Below are 22479 nucleotides of genomic sequence, written 5' to 3'. Positions count from 1 at the left end.
CTTAAAAAATTAAAATAGTTAATGATTTGTTACAAAATTAAAAATTTTTAAAACCCATAAAAGATAAATATAATCCATAAAAAATGATGGCAATATAAGCAATATAATTAAAAATATTTCTAAAAAAATCACTTAAAAATTTAGCTATTAAAGAAAAAAGAAATAAAGCTGGTAAAGTAGAAAGTCCAAAAATAAACATGATCAAAGCACTTTCTAGAATATTTTGTCTACTCATAGCTGAAGCTATAAAAAAATAAACTAGACCACAAGGTATAAAGCCGTTAAAAAAACCTAGAAATATAGCTGATTTTATGCCTTTGTAAGTTTTAGCTCGTTGAAATATCTTTATTATAAATTTTTCATATAAAATATGATTCTCAATTAAAAATAAAATTTTACCTCTAAATATCAAAGCAAAACCTAAAAAAATCATTAATAAACCTATAATAAAAAAAAATAAGCTTTGAATTGTTGTATTAATAATAAAAAAATTTCCAATCAAACTAAATATAACGCCTAAAAAAATATAAGTTAAAATTCTAAAAGAATGAAAAATAATTTGAAGAATAAATAAATTTTTTGCTTTTTTGTTTAAATTTAAAAAAAGCAAAATAAAGCCTCCGCACATTGAATAACAATGCCCAAAGCTTGATAAAAAAGCAATACCTATAAAGATTAAAAGATCTAAATTCACATTAAATTCAAAAATTCTTTAAAAATATATTTACTCTCGTGAGGTCCTGATGAACTTTCTGGATGGTGTTGAACTGAAATAATAGGATAATCTTTATATCTAACACCCTCTACATTATCTCCAAATAAATTTCTATGCGTAATGATTGCCACTTCACAAAGTTCTTCTGGAACATTATAATTATGATTTTGAGCAGTAATTTCGATCTTTTTGCTTTCTAAATTTAATACAGGATGATTAGCTCCATGTTGACCAAATTTCATTTTATAAGTTTCATAACCAAAAGCATTGCTTAAAAGCTGATGTCCTAAACAAATTCCAAGTATTGGTATTTTAGCTTCTATGAGTTTTTTAATTTCTAATATTTCATTTTTTAAAATTTTTGGCTCACCTGGACCATTAGAAAGAAATATTCCGTGAATTTTTTTTTGCTCGTATAAAGCAATTAAATCTTTAGCTTTAGTATTATAAGGAAAAACATCAACTTCAAAACCTACTTCAACAAGCTCATTAAGAATATTTTTTTTCACTCCATAATCAATAACAGCAAGTTTTTTAGAATTTTTTTGAGGAGAATTAAATTTTTGAGCATTATGATTCCAAGCACCTTTTTTATAGGAATATACTTTTTTAGTACTTACATTTTCAACAAAATTAATCTGTTCAAACTTAGCACTTGAATTTAACTTTTCTTTTAATTCTTCTTTATTTGAAATTTCTGTTGAGATAATAGCTCTTAAGTTCCCATTATCTCTTATCATTTTTACTAAAAATCTTGTATCTATATCATAAATACCTATTTTATTATGCTTTTTAAGATAAGCTTGTAAGCTTTCTTTGGCTCTAAAATTGGAAAAATAATTATTTAATTCTCTAATAATTATACCGCTAGCAAAAATTTCATCACTTTCATTATCATCATCATTTACCCCTACTATACCAATTTCTGGCATAGAAAAAACAATAAATTGTCCAGCATATGAAGGATCTGAAATAATTTCTTGATATCCTGTTAAAGAAGTATTAAAAACAAGCTCTCCTAAAAAAGTCCCACTTACTCCAAAAGCTTTAGCATTTAAAAAAATACCATTTTCTAAATACACATAAGCCTTCATTTAAAACATTCCTTTTTTTCTAAGTTCTTCTTGATAAAGTTTTTCAAAAATAAGTTCGTATTCTTCACTTCCTGGAATAGGTTTGGTTTTATAATTACTTATTTTTTCATAAACCTCATCTTCAATTTCTTCGTAAATTTTTAAATATTCTTCTATGCTTGAAAAAATTAAATTTTTAACCCTATTTTCAGAAACAAGAAAATTTATATAATCGTTATCAATTAATTCACTTAAAATCTCGTGTGCTAGATTATTATGCCTATCTTCCAAATTTAAAATAACCCCAAATTCATTTGCTAATCTTTTTTTTATAAGCCAAAACATATTTTTACGATCTATTTGCATAAATTCTATTTCTTCTTCTTGCTCTTCTAGGATTTTTTTTACTTTTTCATCCAATTTTCTTTCGTTTAATACATCATTTTCTAAAACATTTTTTATACATAAATTAATTTTTTCCAATTGATCTTTAATTTCAATAAAAGAACAATGGACAATGTCTAATGTGATTTTATTAGCGATATAAGGAATATGTGGTAATTTTATACGCATTCTTTAAACCTTTTAAAAATAATTTTAAAATGATAACTTATTTTAGGTAAAAGAATATTAAAACAAGTTTTAATTTGAACTTGTATTATTATCCATATTTTTAAGGAGTAAAGTAAGCTCAGATGCTTTTTGAGGATCCATTTTTGAAAGTATCCCTGAAATTTTTCTCGAATCTAAAGAAAGCATAATTTTACTCGCATCTTCAGCATCCATTTGACTTAACACATTAGCAACAGCTGCATCTTTCATTTGAGAGTAAATTTCTTTTACTCTTCCTTCTGTTTTTTCATTAATAGTATCTAATATTTTTTGTTTCTCTTCTAAGAGTCTAGCATTTTCTTTTTTTAAATTATCAATTTGTGCTAAAGTTGCATTAACTTCTGCTTCTTTTGTAGCTAATTCTTGCATTTTTTCTTTTTGCAATGCCTCAAAAGAAGCTTTAAAAGCTTCTAAAGATTGTCTTGCTTCATCAAATTCTTTTGTTTGAAGTTCAAGTTGAGCTTTTTTTGATTCAAAATATTGTTCGCAGTTTTGAGGAACTGCTTGTAAAGATAAAACCAATAAAAAACTTAAAAATATTATTTTATTCATCTTTTTCCTTTTTAACAAATCTACTTATAGCTAATTCATCAAGAAATTTCTCTTCTGCTTTTTGTATTTCTTTAAGCTTCTTTTTTACTTCTTGTGCATTTAAAATTTTTATTTTTTCATAATCCAAATGAGCCTTTTTATATAAAAACTCATAATGAATTATTTCTTTTTTTGATAATTCTACTTTTTCTTTTGCCCTTTTTAAAGCTTCTTTTGCAATATTAGCCATTTGAAGTTTTGATCTTAATTCTTGGGTATTTCCTGATTTGGGCAAGATATTTAAATCATAAAATTCTTGCCTAGAAAGTTCAAATTTTCTTTCATTTTCTAATTTTCTTTGTTTAGCTTGACTTAAATTTAACTCAGCTTTATCAAGTTGTTGTTTTCTTACATCAACGATTGAGCTATATTTACTCTTCATAGAATAATAGTATCATCTCTTTCAGGACTTGTAGAGATAAATTTCACTTTAACTCCTACAAGCTCTTCTAATCTTGCTATATATTCTTTAGCCTCTTTAGGTAACAAATCATAATCTTTTATTCCAAAAACTTTATCCCAACCTTTTAATTCTTCATAAACAGGCTTGGCATTTTCTAAATCATTTGGCATATAATCTATAATTTCACCATTATATTCATAAGCTTTACAAATTTTAATTTTCTCAAAACCATCTAAAACGTCTAATTTTGTTAAAGCTAAAAAATCAAGTCCATTTAATCTTGCTGCATATTTAACAGCTATAGCATCAAACCATCCACAACGTCTTTTACGTCCAGTGCTTACACCAATTTCTTTACCAATTTGAGCAATTTTTTCACCATCTTGAGTTTTATCTTCTGTTGGAAAAGCTCCATTTCCAACTCTTGTAGCATAAGCTTTAATAATACCTATAATTGATCCTACTTCTTTAGGATTTAAACCAAGTCCTGTAAGTGCTCCTGCTGAAATGGTATTTGAACTTGTAACGTAAGGATAGGTTCCATGATCTATGTCAAGCATAGAACCTTGAGCTCCTTCTAAAAGAACTTTTTTATCTTCATCTAAAGCTCTCCAAAGCATTCTTGTGGTATCTGTAATATAAGGAGATAAAATCTCACTAAAACGCTTTAAATCATCAAACAAATCTTTTTCTGTTGGAATTTCTACATTTAAAAATTCTAAGAAAATTTTGTTTTCATTAAAATATTTTATTAAATCATCACACAATCTTCTTGGATTTAAAAGCTCTCCCATTCTATGACCATTACGATTAATCTTATCTGCATAAGATGGACCTATACCTTTACCTGTTGTTCCAATAGCATCTTTACCTTTTAATTTCTCTTTAGCAATGTCAATTAAAGAATGATGTTTTAAATTTAAATGTGCTTTATCGCTAATATATAATCTTCCTTTTAAATTATCAAATTGTGCCATTTCTGTGATAAGAACCTCAGGGGAAACAACAACACCATTTCCGATAATATTAATACTCCTTGGATGCAAAATTCCAGAGGGTATAAGATGAAGTGCATAACGAATTCCATTTACCCATATTGTATGACCTGCGTTATGCCCTCCTGCACTTCTACAAACAAAATCATAATTTTCACATAATTTATCAACAATTTTACCTTTTCCCTCATCGCCCCACTGCACACCAACAACAATATCTGCTTTACTCATTTTTTTATCCTTATTTGTATGGCGAGAAGATGAGAGAATCGAACTCCCCAAAGAATAGCCAGCTACCCTTTCATCTGATTTGAAGTCAGTGGCGATCACCAGATACGCTTATCTTCCATTGTTATTATAACTAAATAAAAAACAAAATATTATTAAAATATGTAGTTAAATTATAAAAACAAAATTAAATTAATGCTATAAAAAGTTTAATTATATTTTTGACAATTTTACTAATTTAAATTATAATTTTTCTCTTAAGTATCAAGGTTTTGATAATTACAATTAGGAATCTTCTTATGAATTCTTTTAAAGAAAAATATTTAATTTCTTTTTGGGATAATACACGCGTTTTTATTTTGCTTGGAATTTTAAGTGCTGTATATTTTGGAATTTTCGGTAATGTATGGGCTGTTACTGGAGAATTTACACGATTGGGTGGAGAATTTTTAGAATTTTTAGGTTTAAATTTAGATGGATATTCATATTATCAAAAACAAAATCTAGAAGGCAATATCTTAACAAGAACTGATGGAGTTATGATTCTTGGTATGTTTATAGGCTGTTTTATAGCAGCACTTTTATCTAATAAAATCAAAATTCGCTTTCCGGCTAGTAAAATACGTGTTTTTCAAGCTATTATAGGCGGAATTCTCTCAGGTTATGGTGCTAGACTAGCCTTTGGATGTAATCTTGCTAACTTTTTTACTGGACTTCCTTATTTTTCACTTCATACTTGGGTTTTTACTTTTTTTATGATTTTAGGTATTTATATAGGTGTAAAAATTTGCAATATTTCTTTTTTTAAACCAAAAGCTAGATTAATACGCGTTGATAAAGAAGACAAAGTTTTAAAAAACAACACCTTACTTGCAAAATTTTATTTTTTATTAGGAATAATATTATTTATAATATTTTTATTTTTAATAATTTATCTTTTTTTTATAAATGGAGATATTAGTCTTCAAAATAGAAAAAGTCTTTTAACTTTAGCTTTAATTTTTGGTTTTATTTTTGGTTTTTTAGTTGCCAAAGGTCAAATTTGTTTTACTTCTTGCTTTAGAGATTTATTTTTATTCAAAAGAGATAATGCAATAAAAGCAGCATTAATTGCAATGATGCTTGCTAATATTATAGCTTTTGCTTTTATCTTGCAAGGACATACAAGTAAAATAATAGAAATTTCACCTGCTCTTATGTTAGGGGCTTTTTTGTTTGGTTTTGGCATAGTCTTTGCAGGAGGTTGTGAATGTGGTTGGACCTATAGGGCTTTTGAAGGGCAAATTCATTTTGTAATAGTAGGCATTGCCAATATTGCAGGAACTATGATTTTAGCATTAAGTTATGATTTATTGCCTCATTATTTTATAAAAGGTGTAAAAATCAATCTATTAAATACTTTTGGGAATTTAGAAGGTTTGATTATAAGCCTTGTATTATTTTTATCACTTTTTATTTGGACTATAACATATAAACAATACTTTTTTAATAAGGATAATTAATACAAAGAGAGATAGAAAAACTTGTATATGGAAAAGAAACTATAGACGGTGCCGGAGTAAAACTTATAAGAGTTTTAGGACCACAAACTATAAAAGAATTTGATCCAATTTTAATGCTTGATTGTTTTGATAGCACAGATTTTAATGACTATAAAGCAAGCTTTCCTATGCATCCACATAGAGGTATTGAAACTATAAGTTATGTTTATGAAGGATCAATGACTCACAAGGATAGTTTAGGAAATACAGATACTATACACAATGGGCAGGTGCAATGGATGAGTGCTGGAAGTGGAATTTTACACGAAGAAATTTTACATCCATCTAAAAGAATGTTAGGAATACAACTATGGCTTAATCTACCTAAAAAAGATAAAATGAGTTCTCCATTTTATAAGAGCATTAAAGAAGATGAAATTAAAGAACTTGATTTAGAAAATGCTAAAATGAGAATTTTAGCAGGAGAATATCAAGGTATAAATGGATATAAAAGCCAATTTTTGCCTTTTGATTATTATGACATTCACTTAAATCCTAATACAACACAAATCATTCATACAAAAAAAGACTATTTTGTTATGCTTTTTTTACTACAAGGAGACGCTTATATTAATGATCAATTAGTGAAAGAAAAAACAGCAGTAAAACTTAGTTTAGGAGAGTATTTTGAACTAAAAAGCACGGATAAAAAAGCTCAAATTCTTTTTATGAGTTCTACACCTTTAAATGAGCCTTGTGAATGGGGTGGGCCTATAGTTATGAATACCAAAGAAGAGTTAAATTTGGCTTTTGAAGAGCTAAGAAATGGAACTTTTTTAAAAACAAATACTAATTATTAATTTAAAAATTATTTATATATTTTTATTAAAAGGATAAAAATGATTATAAATTACACATTAAATTTAGAAGGCGAGGCTTGTCCTTATCCAGCTATTGCCACTTTAGAAGTTTTACCACAACTTAAAAGTGGTGAGATATTAGAAGTTTTATGTGATTGCCCACAAAGCATTAATTCTATACCTAAAGATGCCCAAAATCGTGGTTTTAATGTGCTTAAAATCGAACAAAATGGACCTACTTTAAGGTTTTTAATCCAAAAACCTTAAAATTTCTCAAGCTTTTATATTATTTAAATTTATCATCGAATCTAAATACCATTTAATTATAGTTTTCTTTTTTTAATATATTTTTTATTATATTAAGATATCAAAACAAACTTCTAATAAAATTTTATACTTTATTCTTGATAAAAATATCATTTAGTTAAAAACTTAATTAAAAATAAAACTATCTTTTTGCTTTGATAAAACTCTTGCTATGATACTAGCTTCAATACCTTCATCTTTTAAATTTTTTAAAAGTTTTAAAGCTTCACTTTCATTGATAGCAATCAAAAGCCCACCAGAAGTTTGAGGATCGCATAATATAAGATATTCTTCTTTTATGTAAGGGTATAAATTTTTAATAAATTCAAAATTTTTATAAGCTCCTCCTGAAATTAATCCCATATCAAAATACTCTTTTACTCCATTTAAATAAGGAATTTGACCTTTAAAAATTTCAAAACTGATTTGATCATTTATCATCTCTTTTAAATGTCCTAAAAGTCCAAATCCTGTAACATCGCTCATAGCATTTATTTTAAATTTTAAAGCAACCTGAGCAGCTTTTAAATTTAAACTCATCATACTTTCAAGCATATCATTTAAATATTCTGCTTTTAAAAGCTTAGCTTTTAAAGCTGTACTTAAAATACCTGTTCCTAATGGCTTAGTTAGGATAATTATATCTCCTATTTTAGAAGTATTATTAGCTATAAATTTATTAGGATACACCTTACCAGTAACACTAAGACCAAAAAAAAGCTCATTACTTTCTATAGTATGACCACCAGTAATCAACCCTCCGCATTCTTTAACTTTATCATTTGCTCCTTCTAAAATTTCTTTCAAAATGTCTAAAGAGTGATTTTTACTATCAAAACCTACGATATTTAAAGCATTAATTACTTCTGCACCCATAGCAAAAACATCACTTAAAGCATTTGCAGCCGCTATAGCACCAAAGTGATATGCACTATCTACTATAGGAGTGATAAAATCTAAAGTTTGCACTAAAGCTAAATCATCGTTTAGCTTATATACACTTGCATCTTCGTTATTATTAACACCACTTAATAAAAAAGGAGAGCTTTGCATAAAATTTAAAATTGTTTTAAGACCACCCGGGTTTAATTTAGCTGCTCAACCTGCTGCTTTAACAAAATGAGTTAAATTTTGATTTTTATACTCTTTCAAAATATATCCTATCATAAAGTAATAATTTTTGCTTTACCAAAAAGTTCATTTAAAATTTCATAAGCATTGCCAATATTGCCTATTTTAAGCTCTCTTGTCTTATTGAAAAATTCTAAACAAGCTCCACAACTTATAATTTCAACACCTAAATTTTCTAATTCTTTCATAGCTTTGTGAGCTTTATGATTTTCATTTGTATTGATTAGAATACTTTCATTCACGCAAATAATTTTATTTGGAATATGATTTATATTTTTTAAATTAGCCAAAAAACCAACAAGTAAATTTTCACCTAATTCCCCAGTTCCTATTTTATCTGCTTTTAAAAATAAAACACTATATTCATCATTGTTTATATGATTTAAATTGATATTTCTTTTATAAACTTTAATACAAATTTCATTTTCACACTCTTCAAAACTTGCATTTAAATGTAAAGAAGTTAAGAATTTTAATACATTATTTTTTGAAATAGGAGAATTTACAAGAATTTCTAAAATTTCACCTTCATTAAGATTTTCTAAAGCATTTTTGGTTTTAACTACTGGTTCAGGACAAACAAGATTACGACAATCGATTTTCATAATTTTCCCTAAAGTTTATATAAAAAACTAAAGAAATATTTTAATTTAAAATAATCAAAATATCCGCTATTTAAAGCGGATAAAAATTAGAATTTTTTCTTATTAACGTCATTTAAAATAGCATTTGAAATTTCATCAACTTGATTAGCGATATCATTTGTTGCATTTGTTACTCCAACATTTTCTTTAGTAATGCTTTCAAGTTTAGCTATAGCCTCATTAATTTGAGAAATTCCTTCTGTTTGCTCTTTAACAGATTCTGAAACCTCATTAACGCTTTGCACAAGGATATTGATATTTGCCTCAATCTCAGAAAGACTTTTTCCTGTTCTTTCTGCTAATTGTCTTACCTCATCAGCCACAACAGCAAAACCTCTTCCGTGTTCTCCTGCACGTGCAGCTTCAATAGCAGCATTTAAAGCTAAAAGATTAGTTTGATCTGCTATATCTTTAATCACACTGACAATATTTTTAATATCTTCTGCTTGACTTGCCACATCAACTGTTTTTGAACTAACACTATGCATTGATGAGCTAATTTGCTCAACTGCAGCGGCAGATTGTTCTAAAGAATTTGCTTGTAAATTAGAACCTTCGGTTAATTTATGCATTGAAGTTTTTAATTCTTGAGATTGACTTGCTAATTCTTTAGCAAAATCTGAAGAAGCAATAAGCATTTTTTTGATTTCTTCTCCCAAAATATTAGTTGTAATTTCAACTTCACCTTTGGCATCTTTTACTTCGGTAGTGAAATTGAGCGCCTTATAGCTATCAAAAACACGGTTAATTTCGTTCATATTTGAACCAATTTTATTTTGTAAAACATCAAGCATCTTGTTTAATACATTTTTAAGCTCAACAAGCTGAGGATTAGCTGGATTTTTAGTAATTCTAGCTGTTAAATTACCAAGTTCTATTTCTTTTGCTGTTTGAGCTGATTCTTTAATAGCATCTTCATCTTGCATTAAAGAACTTTTTGTTTTTTCGATATTTGCATTGATAATTTCACTCATTTTACCCAGTTCATCATTGGCTCTTACTTTAATTGTTTGAAGTTGAACTTTTTCATGATTTAAAAAGCGGAAAAACAATTCTAAAGAATTTAAAATAATAGGAAGCCTTGAACCAACTATTTTTTGCACACAATAATATACAACTGCTAAAACAAAAATAACAAAAAATAAAGAAGCTCCAATAATCATTAATTGTATTTTCTTTAAAGGCTCAAATACAGAATATTGAGGTGATACAACCATAACACTCCATAACTTATCTCCAATTTTAAAAGGGCTAATACTTACATATGATTCAAGTCCGGTTGTAGAAATATAATTATTATAAATTCGATTTTCACCTTGTTTAATGGCTTGATAAATTTGATCATTTCCTTTTACGTTATTAACTTCTTGAAGTTTTTTAAGGATTAAATTTTTATTTGGATGAACGGCTATTTCTCCATCAGAATTTAAAACTAATCTTAATTCTCCATCATATAATTGTGATTCTGGGTCTAAAAGATATGATGCTACTTGATCAAAATCTAAAGTCATTCCTATAATTCCCACAACTTTATCTTTTTTATCAAAAATTGGAGAAGCTATATTTACTCCAAAAAACTCAGTATCTCCAAATTTTATTTTAAGAGGGGCATTACTATATATTTTATCCTCTCCATATCGAGCATTTTGTAGTATATCTTTTGTTGTTGGAAAATTTATAATTTCATCTGTAGCTTGAAGTATTTTAATACCACCTTTTTTAACATCTTCATCTTCATACAGCATAACAAATTTACCACTTTGAGTTTTAAAAAATTTACTTTCTTCTTTAAAATATTCAGGTGGATCTAAAAGATATAAATAAGCAATATCAGCATTTGCACCATTATCAAGGATATTAGTAATAATATTTGTAATATTATCAATATCTAAATCATCTTTGCCTGTTGATCTAAACATGTCTGTTAAAGTACTTGCTGCACTCTTATTTAAAGAGGTAATTTCATCAATTATACCTTGAGTATGAGTAGCATATCCTTTGGAATTTGATTCGATAATGTTTTCAGTATCTTTAATGATATTACTACTTACTTGTTTAGTAATAAGCATAATCAAAATAACTAAACCCAATATTACAATAGCAGCTACTGACAAAACAAGCTTTAAACCTATATTTAAAGACTTAAACATATTTCCTCCAGTAAAACTAATATTTACAATTTTAAATTATATATTAACAAAAAACAAAAAAAGCTTAAAATATTATTTTTTCTTAGTGAAAAATAATTCTTTAAAACGTTTATTAGCGTATTCTTCTATATCTTTTTGCAAAATACTAAAATTTTCCATAAGCTCTATAGCCTTAGAAGTTAATTTTGTTCCGGATTGTTTAGAGCGTCCTTGTTTTGAGCTTACTAAAATTTCTTGAGAATTTTTTTGTAAAATCTGTAAATGCATCCAAGCTTTTTTATAATTTATTCCCATAAGTTTTGAAGCACTCAAAAGACTTCCTGTTTGTTCTATAAGCTCAAGAAGTTCTGTTTTACCTTTACCAAAAAGCAAATCTCCATCAGCATTTTCAATCCACGTTTTAGTTCTAACTATAAATTGCTTTCCTTTTTTTTCTTTAAAACAACCAAGTTTGCAATATTTCACATCAACTTTATAAGTCCTTAAAGCTGAACGCATCGCTTTTAATCCACAACCTTTTTTAGAAATTTCTCTCGCATCTTGACAAAAAATGCGACGCTTTTCATCAAGATAAGGTTCAATTGATTTTAAAACTTCAATTTTAGCCTTTTCAAAATCTAAATGTCCAAATTGTCCTAATTCACAATTATCGATTTTAATACTATTTTCATCAGCAATTTGCCCTATCTCTTCAATTGTTTTTGAAAATTTCTTAGCAATTTTAAAAGCCGTACCGCAATCTAATCTTTCGTTGCTATTTAACATTTCTTTCATATAAGTAATAATTTTTTTTTCTTGTTTATTATCCATAAATTCTAGATTCTCCACTATAAATATTGATTTTATTTTCTCTTGCAAAACCACAAAGCGTTAAATTAAATTTTCTTGCTATCATCACACCTAAACAAGTAGGTGCTGTTCTTGAAACAAGAATCGGGACCTTGTGCATTATAGCCTTTGCAACCATTTCAGAACTAAGTCTTCCGCTTACCATTAAAAAACATTGACTCAAATCTATCCCCTCAAGTCTTGCTTTACCTAAAGCCTTATCTATGGTATTGTGCTGAGCTATATCTTCTCCTATAAAAAAAACATTCTCATTTACAAAAAGTTTAGCTGTATGCACACAACCTGTTTTTTCATAAAGCTCACATTGAGTATAAAACTCACTCATCTGTTTTAAAATTTCATTTTTACTAAATTTAATAGAACTTACGATCTTACTTGCTTCTATGCTTTTTGGATCTATATTTGCTGTATGAGCTCTACCACATCCACTTATAACAACACCTTGAGCATTGAGTTTAGCTAAATTTTTTTTATCAATTTTTGCTTTTATATGGATACTCATACCATCATCTTTAAGCTCTATACTTTTTATATCTTGCGTTTTAGCAATGATATTTTCACTCATTAAATACCCTATAGCTAAAGCTTTTTCATCTACAGGTGTTGCCATCAAAGCTCCCACCTTTTCATCATTGACAAAAATTTCAAGCTTAATTTCTCTAACTAAAGTATCATCACAAGTAAAAACTTCATCGCCTTTATATTTTAAAATCTGCGTTGTAAATAAAGGCTCCATTAAAACTTCTTTAATTTAATTTTAAAATATTATAGCAAAAAAGTATAAATAAATAAGGGTTAATATTCTCTCTTGATAAAAACAATAGCCTTACTTTCAGGCTAATATCAAAAATTTAATCAAATGATAAAAATCTTTAAATCAAAAAATAAATTTAATACCGCCAATCAAAGAAATCTCATATTAGCGGTATATTTTTAATCAATATTAATTATTCTTTAACCCATATCATAACTTAATAGATTGCTTATATTTTGGATTTAACTTTTATGTTTTTTTCTTTGAGACTTTTATTTACAATATGTTAAAATATGTTTTTCATTATAAAATCATTTTAGGGTTAAAAATGCAGCTATCAGAACAAGATACAAGATCTAAACTTATAGATGAAAAATTAAAATTAGCTTCGTGGAAAGAAGAAAATATCATAAGAGATTACTATTTTACTGATGGACGCAAACTTATAGGCAATAAAAGAGCTAAGAGAAAATTTGCAGATTATTTGCTTAAATTTCAAAATAACAATCTTGCCATTATAGAAGCTAAAAAACAAAGTAAAGATGCGTTAGATGGTTTAACTCAAGGTATAGAATATGCCAGAATTTTAAATGTGCCTTTTGCTTATAGTACTAATGGAGACAAAATCTATGAGTATGATTTAAGAGTTTCAAGAGGTGAGTATATAGAAAAATTTCCAAGCCCAAGCGAACTTTTTGATAGAATTTATGGAAACTTAAAAGAATGGCAATACAAACTTTTAACCCAAAGAGAATTATATCTACCACAAAAAACATTAAGATACTATCAAAAAATAGCCGTAGATAAAGTCATAGAAGCTTTAATCAATGGCAAAGATAGGATTTTACTCACTCTTGCTACTGGCACAGGTAAGACGACCATAGCTTTTAATCTATGTTATCGCTTACTTGAAGCAAGGTGGAATAAAGAAAATAAAGATCAAAAACCTAAGATATTGTTTTTATGTGATAGAGTAAGCTTAAGAGATCAAGCCTTGGGAGAATTTAATCCTATAGAAAGTGATTGTAAAGCAATCAGTGCTGAAGAGATAAAGAAAAATGATGGAAAAATCATCACCAATGCAAATGTATTCTTTGGAATTTACCAAAGTCTAGCTGCAAATTCCAAAGAACAAGAAAACACGCAAGAAGAACTAGAAAGTAAATTTTATCTTCAATATCCAAAAGACTTTTTTGATCTTATTATCATTGATGAGTGTCATAGGGGTGGAGCAAATGAAGAAGGAAGCTGGAGGGCTGTGCTTGAGTATTTTTCTTATGCGACTCAGCTTGGTTTAACCGCTACTCCAAAAAAAGAAGAAAACATAGACACTTATAAGTATTTTGGTGAGAGTGTTTATGATTATAGTCTTAAAAGTGGCATTGAAGATGGATTTTTAACGCCTTATAAAGTCAAGCTCATAAAAACAACTTTAAGCGATGGCTACACTTATAACCCTGATGATTTGATACAAGGTGAGCTTGAAAAAGGCTTTTATAAACAAAGTGAATTTGAAAGAAATATCTTTTTACCAAACTATAATGACTTTATCGCTAAGAAAATTTTAGAGCTTATAAACCCTATGGATAAAACTATCATCTTTTGTGTCAATCAAGCTCACGCAAGCGAAGTAAAAAGAGCTATTGATAAATTTAAGAGTGAAAAAAGAGATGATTATTGCGTAAGAGTTACAAGCGATGAAGGCAAGATAGGGCTTGATTATCTGAAATTATTTCAAGATAATGATAAAAGCTATCCTGTAATCCTTACAAGCTCTAAAATGCTCACAACTGGAGTAGATGCAAAAAATGTGCGCAATATAGTATTGCTAGCAAATATAGGCTCTATAGTAGAATTTAAGCAAATCATCGGGCGTGGCACTAGGGTTTATGAAGATAAAGACTTTTTTACTATTTTTGATTTTGTCGGAGTTAGCAAGCTATTTTATGATCCAAAATGGGATGGTGAAAAAATAGAAGAGTTAAAAGAAAAAGATAAAAAAGAAAAAATCATTAAAGAGCATACAAGACAAACAAAAGAAGAAAGCAAAGAAAAAAAGAGTATAACCATACACTTAAAAGGCACAAAACTCAAAGTTTTAGATATCACAACAAGTTATGTAGGAGCACAAGGTAAGCCACTTGGCACTAAGGAATTTTTAGAATTTTTAATAGGTAAGCTTGGTGAGTATTATGATGATGAAGCAAAATTGCGTGAAATTTGGAGTGATCAAAAAAATAGAGAAAAATTTTTAAAATCCCTTGAAAATGATGGAGTAGATGAGAATGTCTTGAAAGATTTGAGTGAAATTTTTGATAAGAAAGATTGTGATATATACGATGTTTTAGCACACTTGAGTTTTAATAGCGAGATTAAAACAAAACAAGAGCGCATTTTGCAAGTAGAAAATAGCGAGTTTTTAAAACGCTTTCAAAAAGAAAAAGCGATAAAATTTATAGAATTTTTACTAGATAGATATCGACAATATGGCATAAAAGATTTCGATGAAGGCCTAACTCCTTTAATCGAGCTTAGTTCTTTGGGCAATGTAAGAGAACTAGCTAATGAATTTGGTGGCTTAGAAATTCTAAAACAAAGTTTTGATGATTTGCAAAGGGAGATTTATGCGGGGTGAAAAATGAAAATTTTAAAATTTGATGAAATACATTTTGGTTCTTATGAAAATTTTAAATGGGATAAGCTTGAAGAATTTAAAACAATTAATATCTTTTATGGCAGAAACTATTCAGGTAAAACCACACTTTCAAGAATAGCTAGAAGTTTTGAGCTTAAAAAACATAATGAAGATTTTTTAGAAGGAAATTTTAAAATAAAATTAGAAGATGATAGTTTTTTAACCCAAAATGATGTGACAAATTCTAATCTAGATATTAGGGTTTATAATAGCGATTTTGTAAAGGAAAACTTAAATTATCTATATGATAAAAAAGGGAATATAAAAGGTTTTAAAAGCATAGGGGAGGAGCAAAAAAATATAAAAGAAATAATTGAAAAAAGAGAGAAAATTTTAAAAACAAGAAATGAAAAATTGCAAAAATTAGAGAATGATAAAAAAGAGTTTTTGAATGATGATAGAGAAACAAAATTAGAAGAAAAATTTACAGAAAAAGCTAGCTTGATAGCGACAAATCCAAATTATTTGAAAGGATATAGATACAACAAGACAGCATTAAAAAAAGATTTAAATATAATTAAAAATAATAAAGACGCTTATATTCTTAACAATGAAGAACAAAATCAATTTATCAAAATCTTAGAAGATAAAGAAAAACACAATACAAATTTCAACAATACTTTTAATAAAGATAATTTTCAAGGTATTTTAAAACATTCATCAGAAATTCTTGAAAAAGAAATTATCATTAAAGAAAATTTAACAAGCGAATTAAGACAATGGCTAGAAGAAGGTTTGAAATTTCATAAAGAACATTTATCTACACAGCAATGTAAATTTTGCAACAACCCATTAACACTAGAAAGAATAGTTTGGATTGAAAATAACATAAAAGATGATAGTGGAGAAAAAGAAAAAATTGAAGAAGAATTAAAAGATTTACTAGATAATTTTGAAAATTATAAACTAGAATTAAAAAAAATATTGCAAGATATTGAATATGAAAATTTTTATTCTAATTATAAAGATAGTTTTATTGCCTTAAAAGAACAGCTAGGAGCAAATATTGCGAATTATAACAAAGAGCTATTGAAAATAGAGGAAAAAATAAAAGAAAAACAAAAAGATGTTTTTACTCCTATAAAATTAGAAAACACAAATGATTTTTCAGATGAGATATTTTTAATATTAAATAAAATTGAAAATTTATGCAAAGAAAATGATGAATACACAAATAAATTATCAACAAATCAAGATGAAGCAAGAGAAAAATTAAGACTGAATGAAGTAGCAAAATTTGCTAAAGATAGTGATTGTTTTGCTATACAAGATGAAATTCAAAATTTAAAACAAAATATAAATACTTTGGAGAAAAGTATTGCAACACAAAATAACAAAATAGATCTTTTAGAAAGTAGAATAGAAAAATATAAAGAAAAACTTAGTAATCTAGAAACTTCTACAAGCAATATAAACAAATATTTAAAATCATATTTTGGACATAATATGCTAGAGTTAAAAGTAAAAAAAGATGACAAAGGACAATTAAATGGAGAATTTGAGATTTTAAGGAATGGCAAACAAGCTAAGAATTTAAGTGAGGGTGAGTGTAGTTTGGTAGCCTTTTGCTATTTTGTGGCAAGTTTGGAAGATGCAAAAACTAAAGATAAAAATCCTATAATATGGATAGATGACCCTATCTCTAGCCTAGATAACAATCATATATTTTTTATCTTCTCTTTAATAGAAGCTAAAATTGCAAAAAAGATTAAAGATAACAAATATTCTCAACTTTTTATATCAACGCATAATTTAGATTTTCTAAAATACCTAAAAAGTTTAACAGGATACGATAAAAATGATAAAAAAAGTTTTATGTATTTGATAGAAAAAACAAACAATAGTGATATTAAAATTTTACCTGATTATATTCGTAAGTATGTAACTGAATTTAATTATCTATTTGAGCAAATTTTTAAAAACTATAACAACACAAATATTACTATAGATTCATATTATAGTCTGGCAAATAATATTAGAAAATTTTTAGATACTTATATGTATTTTAAATATCCAAATAATGATAGTCTAATGACAAAATATTATATTTTTTTTGGAGAAGAGAATGCTATTTTAATTAATAGAGTAATTAACGAATTTTCTCATTTAGAAAATATTGAAAGAGCCAAAATGCCTTTAGATTTATTAGAAATACATAAAGTTATTAATATTATTATTGAAAATATTAAAAATAAAGACAAAGAACAATTTGAGGCATTATTAAAAAGCCTTGATATAGAAGAAAATGACAATGCAAAATAAAATGACAAATTTACCACAGGGTTGGGAAGTTAAAAAGCTTGAAGAAATTGCAAATATCAAAGGAGGTAAAAGACTTCCCAAGGGTGAAAATTTATTAGACAATAATACAAAATTTGCTTATATAAGAGTTGCGGATTTTCAGGACAATGGGACTATAAATTTACAAAATATTAAATTTATCAATGAAAACACTTACAATGTTTTAAAAAATTATAAAATTTATGATGATAATCTATATATTAGCATTGCTGGAACTATTGGAAAAAGCGGTATTATTCCCAAAGAATTAAACGGAGCTATTCTAACAGAAAATGCTGTAAAGCTAGAATATATTCAAAACAATATTTCCAATAAATTTATGTATTTTTTTACATTATCAAATATATTTAAAACACAAATACAAACTTCTACAAAAATAGTTGCTCAACCAAAATTGGCAATTACAAGATTAAAACAAATTCAAATCCCACTACCACCGCTCAAAGAACAAGAAAGGATAGTGGGGATTTTAGATGAAAGTTTTGCAAAAATAGATGAGAATATAAAAATTTTAGAGCAAGATTTGTTAAATTTAGATGAATTAATGCAAAGTGCATTACAAAAAGCTTTTAACCCTTTAAAAGATAATGCTAAGGAAAACTACAAACTCCCACAAGGTTGGGAATGGAAAAGTTTAGGAGAAATATGCTTTATTACAGATGGGACGCACAAAACACCCAACTATATAGAAACAGGGATTCCTTTTTTATCTGTTAAAAATATTTCTAAAGGTTTTTTTGATTTAAGCGATGTGAAATATATTTCAGTAGAAGAACATAATAAACTCACAAAAAGAGCTAAACCAGAGTTTGGGGATATTTTAATTTGTCGTATTGGAACTTTAGGAAAAGCCATAAAAGTCTATTTAGAATTTGAATTTAGTATATTTGTTAGCTTAGGACTTTTAAAACCTAAAATATCAATAATTAGTGATTATTTGGTCTATTTTCTAAATTCTCATTTTATTGAAATATGGATTAACAATAATAAAATTGGCGGAGGAACACATACTGCAAAATTAAATTTAAATGTTTTAGAAAAATGCCCTATAGCTATACCTCCACTAGAAGAACAAAAGCAAATTGCTTCATATTTAGATGAACTTTCTTTAAATATAAAAAATTTAAAGCAAAATTATCAAGCACAGATAAAAGATCTACAAGAACTTAAACAATCCTTGCTTGATAAGGCTTTTAAGGGAGAATTATAAATGTTAAAAATTTGCCAAGTTTTAACACAAAGACCTGATATGTTAAAAATTTTTAATTTTTTTAACATATCTTTTTATAATGTTAAAAATTTTAAAAAATTTTAACATATGGAAAAATTATGAAAGAATTTATACCACCAAAATTGCCCTTGAAAATAGAGCTAAATGCTGATATTTATCAACTCATTATCCAAGCTTCAAGAAAATTAGCAGAACTAAATGGACTTAGCAAAAGCATTCCAAACCCAAATATTTTAATCAATGCTTTAATTTTACAAGAAGCAAAAGATTCAAGTGAAATAGAAAATATCATCACAACACACGATGAGCTTTTTTTATCTCAAATTGATGAGAACAAACTCACAAGGGCAGCAAAAGAAGTAAAAGACTATGAAAGTGCTTTAAAAAAGGATATGAGCTATTAGATTTTTTGATAAAATTAGATGTTTCTAGGCAAAGTGCCTCAAAGTATCTTAAAATTTAGGGATATTAGAATGTATTAAAATGGGTAGAAGTAATTATTATATAAATATAGAACTTTTAAAACTTTTTAGAAAAGGAATTTTTTAATGCAAAATAAAATCGACAAAATCACAGATATACTAAGACGCGATGATGGCATAAGCGGTGCGATGCATTATAGTGAGCAAATTAGCTGGATATTATTTTTAAAATTTTTAGATGATTATGAAGAAGAATTAAAACTAGAAGCTATGTTAGATGCGAAAAATTATAAAAGTATTTTAGAAGAAAAATTCAGCTGGAAAGTATGGGCTGCACCCAAAACAAATGAAGGTAAGCTTGATGTAAAAAATGCTTTAAGCGGGAGCGATTTGCTTGGTTTTGTCAATAATGAACTTTTTCCTTATCTAAAAAGCTTTAAAGATAATGAAAATTTCAAAAGTATAGAGTATAAAATAGGCGGGATTTTTGAATTTATAGACAATCGCATAGCCAACGGACACACTCTAAGAGAAGTTATAAATTTAGTCGATGAACTTAGTTTTAGCAAAGAAAGTGATGTATTTGCTTTAGGTGAAGTTTATGAAAAACTTTTAAAAGATATGGGAAGCGATGGAGGAAATAGTGGGGAATTTTATACTCCGCGTCCTTTGATAAGGGCTATGGTTGAAGTGATAAATCCTAAGGCAAAAGAAAGGATTTATGATCCTGCGTGTGGAAGTTGTGGATTTTTAGTGGAAAGTTTTTTACATATTTTGTATGAAGATAGGACTAAAAATAAAAAAGCAAATTTAAGTGTGGAAGAGCTTGAATTTTTGCAAAATGAAGCATTATTTGGCAAGGAAAAAACTCCACTAAGCTATGCAATGGGTGTGATGAATATGATTTTACACGAAGTAAAATCCCCTAATATTATCAAAACTAACACTCTAAATAAAAAAATCACAGATATAACACAAAGCGAAAGATATGAAGTGATTTTAGCAAATCCTCCTTTTGGTGGAAAAGAAAAAGAACAAATTCAAAACAATTTTCCTATAAAATCAAATGCTACTGAGCTTTTATTTTTACAACATATCTTAAAATCTTTAAATAACAACGGAAGGTGTGCTATCATCGTGCCTGAAGGCGTGCTTTTTCAAAACTCCAACGCCTTTATAAGTGTAAAAAAAGACTTGCTAGAAAATTTTAATCTCGAGTGTGTTTTAAGCTTGCCAAGCGGGGTATTTTTGCCTTATAGTGCAGTAAAAACCAATGTACTTTTCTTCTCAAAAGGAAAAAGTTGTATTTGTAGAGATGATGATAAGGTGTATTATTATGAACTTATACCACCTTTTAAACTCACTAAAAACAAACCTTTAGAATACGCACATTTTAAAGAATTTTTAAAATGCCATAAAGAAAGAAAAATTACTCCTCATTCTTATTTAGTCAGTATAAAAGAGCTTGAAGAGAGAAATTATGATCTAAGTGCTAAAAATCCAAATTTAAAAGAAGAAAAAGCTTTACGCGAAGTGGAAGAAATTTTAAGCACTCTGAAAGAAAATCAAAACAAAGCCGATCAGCTTTTACAAAAAATACAAAACACCCTAAAAGTCTAAAGTAATTTTACTTTTGCTCCTTTTAGAGCATTTTAAATGATTTAAGCACTTTAAGCTTAAATCATTTATATTTCATATGAGTGTTTATTTTTATAAATTTAATCAATATTAATTATTCTTTACTCATATCAATCACATAACGAAATTTTGCTTTACCTGAAGTAAGATTTTCATAAGCTTTATCAATTTCGTTTGGCTTTATAAGTTCAATCTCTGGATAAATTTGATGCTTTAGTGAAAAGTCAAGCATTTCTTGAGTTTCAGCAATACCACCTATTAAAGAGCCATAAACTTTTTTTCCAGCTTTAAATATAAGATCTTTTATATTGATATTTACTTCATTTTCTAAAGGAGGAAGTCCAACAATAGCCATTTCTCCACCAAATTTAAGTAATTCTATATATGCAACAGGATCATAAGCAGTTGGTATAGTTGAAATAATAAAATCAAATCTTTCTTTTACGATATTTTTATCAGTGCTTGTATAAAATGAACTCACACCCATTGCTAAAGCATCAGCTTTTTTATTTTCATTTCTAGCAAAAACACTTACTTTTGCACCCATTTTAATAGCATATTTTACAGCCATCATACCAAGCCCACCAAAACCAGCTATAGCTACACTTGAGCCTTCTTTGATATTGGAAAATTTTAAAGGTGAATAAGTAGTAATTCCTGCACAAAGCAAAGGTGCAACTTTTTCCATAGGAGCATCTTTTGGTACACAAATGGCAAAGTTTTCACTCACAACAATATTATTTGAATAGCCTCCATAAGTAATTTCATCATTGTGGAAGCAATCTTTACTATTATAAGTATAAATTGTTTTTCCTTGTTCGCAAAATTGCTCTTGTGAGCGTTTGCAAGCATCACATTCTCCACAAGAATTTATCATACAACCTACCCCTGCATAATCACCTACTTTAAATTTGCTTACATTTTTTCCTACAGCTATAACTTCTCCAGCTATTTCATGTCCTGGAACGCAAGGATATATAGCTTCACCCCACTCACTTCTTGCAGTATGAATATCACTATGACAAATTCCAGCATATAAAATTTTAATTAAAATATCATTATCACCAATGGCATGACGGCTAAAATCAAAAGGTGTAAATTTAGCATCTTTACTAAGCATTGCATAGCCTTTGCTTTGTATGCGTCCATTATCTAAAATAGTATATTTCATTTTATCTCCTTTATATTGTTTTATTTTTTAAATTTGTTAATACTCTTTTATACTTATAATAAATTCAAACATTCTTAATTTTTTATTTATAGTAATTAATGCCTCCTTTATTGAGTGTTTAAATTTTTATCTTTAATAATTAAATTTATTCTTATATACTATATCTATATAGCTTATACTTATTATTTATACTTATTGTTTTAGCTTAAATTGAATTAAAGCTTTATAG

At 27.3% G+C, this 22479-nt stretch carries 19 protein-coding genes, 1 tRNA gene and 1 pseudogene; 8 read left to right on the top strand and 13 right to left on the bottom strand.

The window, feature by feature from the left end; genetic code table 11:
• Positions 1 to 37: 37 nt before the first annotated feature.
• From JG676_RS02115 to JG676_RS02085, 7 genes are all read right to left on the bottom strand, one after another.
• A complete protein-coding gene (locus JG676_RS02115) occupies positions 38 to 694 on the bottom strand; it encodes a sulfite exporter TauE/SafE family protein (protein WP_200169861.1) in 657 nt (218 codons plus the stop codon).
• On the bottom strand, positions 691 to 1809 hold the full coding sequence (gene carA / locus JG676_RS02110; protein ID WP_200217172.1) for a glutamine-hydrolyzing carbamoyl-phosphate synthase small subunit: 1119 nt from the start codon (positions 1807 to 1809) through the stop codon (positions 691 to 693). Before carA ends, JG676_RS02115 begins: the two co-directional genes overlap by 4 nt.
• Positions 1810 to 2361: a DUF507 family protein gene (locus JG676_RS02105; protein WP_200169859.1), complete on the bottom strand. Its 552-nt coding sequence runs from the start codon at positions 2359 to 2361 to the stop codon at positions 1810 to 1812.
• Positions 2362 to 2430: 69 nt separating this feature from the next.
• A complete protein-coding gene (locus tag JG676_RS02100) occupies positions 2431 to 2952 on the bottom strand; it encodes a MotE family protein (RefSeq protein ID WP_200169858.1) in 522 nt (173 codons plus the stop codon).
• Positions 2945 to 3373, bottom strand: a complete 429-nt coding sequence (locus JG676_RS02095; RefSeq protein ID WP_200169857.1) for a flagellar export protein FliJ — start codon at positions 3371 to 3373, stop codon at positions 2945 to 2947. The genes JG676_RS02100 and JG676_RS02095 overlap by 8 nt, the downstream gene beginning before the upstream one ends.
• Positions 3370 to 4620, bottom strand: coding sequence for an adenylosuccinate synthase (locus JG676_RS02090; RefSeq protein WP_200217171.1), 1251 nt, complete (start codon positions 4618 to 4620; stop codon positions 3370 to 3372). The genes JG676_RS02095 and JG676_RS02090 overlap by 4 nt, the downstream gene beginning before the upstream one ends.
• A 19-nt stretch (positions 4621 to 4639) precedes the next feature.
• Positions 4640 to 4737: transfer RNA gene (locus JG676_RS02085), tRNA-Sec, on the bottom strand.
• Between the two features lie 179 nt (positions 4738 to 4916).
• Here JG676_RS02085 and yedE point away from each other — a divergent pair.
• From yedE to yedF (JG676_RS02070), 3 genes are read left to right on the top strand one after another with little or no spacing between them, the layout of a single operon-like run.
• Positions 4917 to 6119, top strand: coding sequence for a selenium metabolism membrane protein YedE/FdhT (gene yedE / locus JG676_RS02080; RefSeq protein WP_200217170.1), 1203 nt, complete (start codon positions 4917 to 4919; stop codon positions 6117 to 6119).
• A complete protein-coding gene (locus JG676_RS09185; protein ID WP_373563791.1) occupies positions 6119 to 6958 on the top strand; it encodes a pirin family protein in 840 nt (279 codons plus the stop codon). The genes yedE and JG676_RS09185 overlap by 1 nt, the downstream gene beginning before the upstream one ends.
• 39 nt (positions 6959 to 6997) lie before the next feature.
• A complete protein-coding gene (gene yedF, locus JG676_RS02070; protein WP_200169853.1) occupies positions 6998 to 7225 on the top strand; it encodes a sulfurtransferase-like selenium metabolism protein YedF in 228 nt (75 codons plus the stop codon).
• A 165-nt stretch (positions 7226 to 7390) separates the two neighbouring features.
• On the opposite strand, the gene selD is transcribed toward yedF (JG676_RS02070), so the two are convergent.
• The 5 genes from selD to fdhD form a co-directional block, all read right to left on the bottom strand.
• Positions 7391 to 8431 carry a selenide, water dikinase SelD gene (gene selD, locus JG676_RS02065; protein WP_200169852.1) on the bottom strand — a complete coding sequence of 347 codons (1041 nt, stop codon included), beginning with the start codon at positions 8429 to 8431 and terminating at the stop codon, positions 7391 to 7393.
• Complete coding sequence (gene yedF / locus JG676_RS02060) at positions 8428 to 9000, bottom strand: sulfurtransferase-like selenium metabolism protein YedF (protein WP_200217168.1); 573 nt, start codon at positions 8998 to 9000, stop codon at positions 8428 to 8430. The genes selD and yedF (JG676_RS02060) overlap by 4 nt, the downstream gene beginning before the upstream one ends.
• Before the next feature lie 86 nt (positions 9001 to 9086).
• Positions 9087 to 11189 (bottom strand): methyl-accepting chemotaxis protein, encoded by a 2103-nt coding sequence (locus JG676_RS02055; RefSeq protein ID WP_200169850.1) that lies wholly within the window; start codon positions 11187 to 11189, stop codon positions 9087 to 9089.
• Between the two features lie 72 nt (positions 11190 to 11261).
• The gene (locus JG676_RS02050; RefSeq protein ID WP_200169849.1) at positions 11262 to 11999 is read right to left on the bottom strand and encodes a winged helix-turn-helix domain-containing protein; all 738 of its coding nucleotides are present in this window, start codon (positions 11997 to 11999) and stop codon (positions 11262 to 11264) included.
• Positions 11992 to 12774, bottom strand: coding sequence for a formate dehydrogenase accessory sulfurtransferase FdhD (fdhD, locus tag JG676_RS02045; protein ID WP_200169848.1), 783 nt, complete (start codon positions 12772 to 12774; stop codon positions 11992 to 11994). Before fdhD ends, JG676_RS02050 begins: the two co-directional genes overlap by 8 nt.
• A 346-nt stretch (positions 12775 to 13120) precedes the next feature.
• On the opposite strand from fdhD, the gene hsdR reads away from it, so the two are divergent.
• From hsdR to JG676_RS02020, 5 genes and pseudogenes are all read left to right on the top strand, one after another.
• Positions 13121 to 15427 (top strand): EcoAI/FtnUII family type I restriction enzme subunit R, encoded by a 2307-nt coding sequence (gene hsdR, locus JG676_RS02040; RefSeq protein WP_246801781.1) that lies wholly within the window; start codon positions 13121 to 13123, stop codon positions 15425 to 15427.
• Between the two features lie 3 nt (positions 15428 to 15430).
• A complete protein-coding gene (locus tag JG676_RS02035) occupies positions 15431 to 17749 on the top strand; it encodes an AAA family ATPase (protein WP_200217166.1) in 2319 nt (772 codons plus the stop codon).
• A complete protein-coding gene (locus tag JG676_RS02030; RefSeq protein ID WP_246801780.1) occupies positions 17739 to 18998 on the top strand; it encodes a restriction endonuclease subunit S in 1260 nt (419 codons plus the stop codon). The genes JG676_RS02035 and JG676_RS02030 overlap by 11 nt, the downstream gene beginning before the upstream one ends.
• 119 nt (positions 18999 to 19117) lie before the next feature.
• A pseudogene (locus JG676_RS09180) lies at positions 19118 to 19408 on the top strand (Fic/DOC family N-terminal domain-containing protein); the annotation flags it as partial.
• A gap of 159 nt (positions 19409 to 19567) precedes the next feature.
• A complete protein-coding gene (locus JG676_RS02020; protein ID WP_200217165.1) occupies positions 19568 to 21061 on the top strand; it encodes a type I restriction-modification system subunit M in 1494 nt (497 codons plus the stop codon).
• A 112-nt stretch (positions 21062 to 21173) separates the two neighbouring features.
• On the opposite strand, the gene JG676_RS02015 is transcribed toward JG676_RS02020, so the two are convergent.
• Positions 21174 to 22250, bottom strand: coding sequence for an NAD(P)-dependent alcohol dehydrogenase (locus JG676_RS02015; RefSeq protein WP_200217164.1), 1077 nt, complete (start codon positions 22248 to 22250; stop codon positions 21174 to 21176).
• Positions 22251 to 22479 lie beyond the last annotated feature (229 nt).

The organism is Campylobacter sp. 2018MI34, assembly GCF_016598975.1.
In the GTDB taxonomy this organism is placed as follows: domain Bacteria; phylum Campylobacterota; class Campylobacteria; order Campylobacterales; family Campylobacteraceae; genus Campylobacter_D.
Note: the sequence above shows the minus strand (reverse complement) of the source record. Positions and strands in the feature narration are given on the sequence as shown.

Bases quoted from the DNA above. Each gene is read 5' to 3' on its own strand.
- JG676_RS02105 (WP_200169859.1), bottom strand. From the start codon at position 2,361: ATGCGTATAAAATTACCACATATTCCTTATATCGCTAATAAAATCACA.
- hsdR (WP_246801781.1), top strand. From the start codon at position 13,121: ATGCAGCTATCAGAACAAGATACAAGATCTAAACTTATAGATGAAAAA.
- JG676_RS02020 (WP_200217165.1), top strand. From the start codon at position 19,568: ATGCAAAATAAAATCGACAAAATCACAGATATACTAAGACGCGATGAT.
- yedE (WP_200217170.1), top strand. From the start codon at position 4,917: ATGAATTCTTTTAAAGAAAAATATTTAATTTCTTTTTGGGATAATACA.
- yedF (WP_200217168.1), bottom strand. From the start codon at position 9,000: ATGAAAATCGATTGTCGTAATCTTGTTTGTCCTGAACCAGTAGTTAAA.
- JG676_RS02100 (WP_200169858.1), bottom strand. From the start codon at position 2,952: ATGAATAAAATAATATTTTTAAGTTTTTTATTGGTTTTATCTTTACAA.
- JG676_RS02050 (WP_200169849.1), bottom strand. From the start codon at position 11,999: ATGGATAATAAACAAGAAAAAAAAATTATTACTTATATGAAAGAAATG.
- JG676_RS02035 (WP_200217166.1), top strand. From the start codon at position 15,431: ATGAAAATTTTAAAATTTGATGAAATACATTTTGGTTCTTATGAAAAT.
- JG676_RS02030 (WP_246801780.1), top strand. From the start codon at position 17,739: ATGCAAAATAAAATGACAAATTTACCACAGGGTTGGGAAGTTAAAAAG.
- JG676_RS02095 (WP_200169857.1), bottom strand. From the start codon at position 3,373: ATGAAGAGTAAATATAGCTCAATCGTTGATGTAAGAAAACAACAACTT.
- yedF (WP_200169853.1), top strand. From the start codon at position 6,998: ATGATTATAAATTACACATTAAATTTAGAAGGCGAGGCTTGTCCTTAT.
- JG676_RS02015 (WP_200217164.1), bottom strand. From the start codon at position 22,250: ATGAAATATACTATTTTAGATAATGGACGCATACAAAGCAAAGGCTAT.
- carA (WP_200217172.1), bottom strand. From the start codon at position 1,809: ATGAAGGCTTATGTGTATTTAGAAAATGGTATTTTTTTAAATGCTAAA.
- fdhD (WP_200169848.1), bottom strand. From the start codon at position 12,774: ATGGAGCCTTTATTTACAACGCAGATTTTAAAATATAAAGGCGATGAA.
- JG676_RS02055 (WP_200169850.1), bottom strand. From the start codon at position 11,189: ATGTTTAAGTCTTTAAATATAGGTTTAAAGCTTGTTTTGTCAGTAGCT.
- JG676_RS02090 (WP_200217171.1), bottom strand. From the start codon at position 4,620: ATGAGTAAAGCAGATATTGTTGTTGGTGTGCAGTGGGGCGATGAGGGA.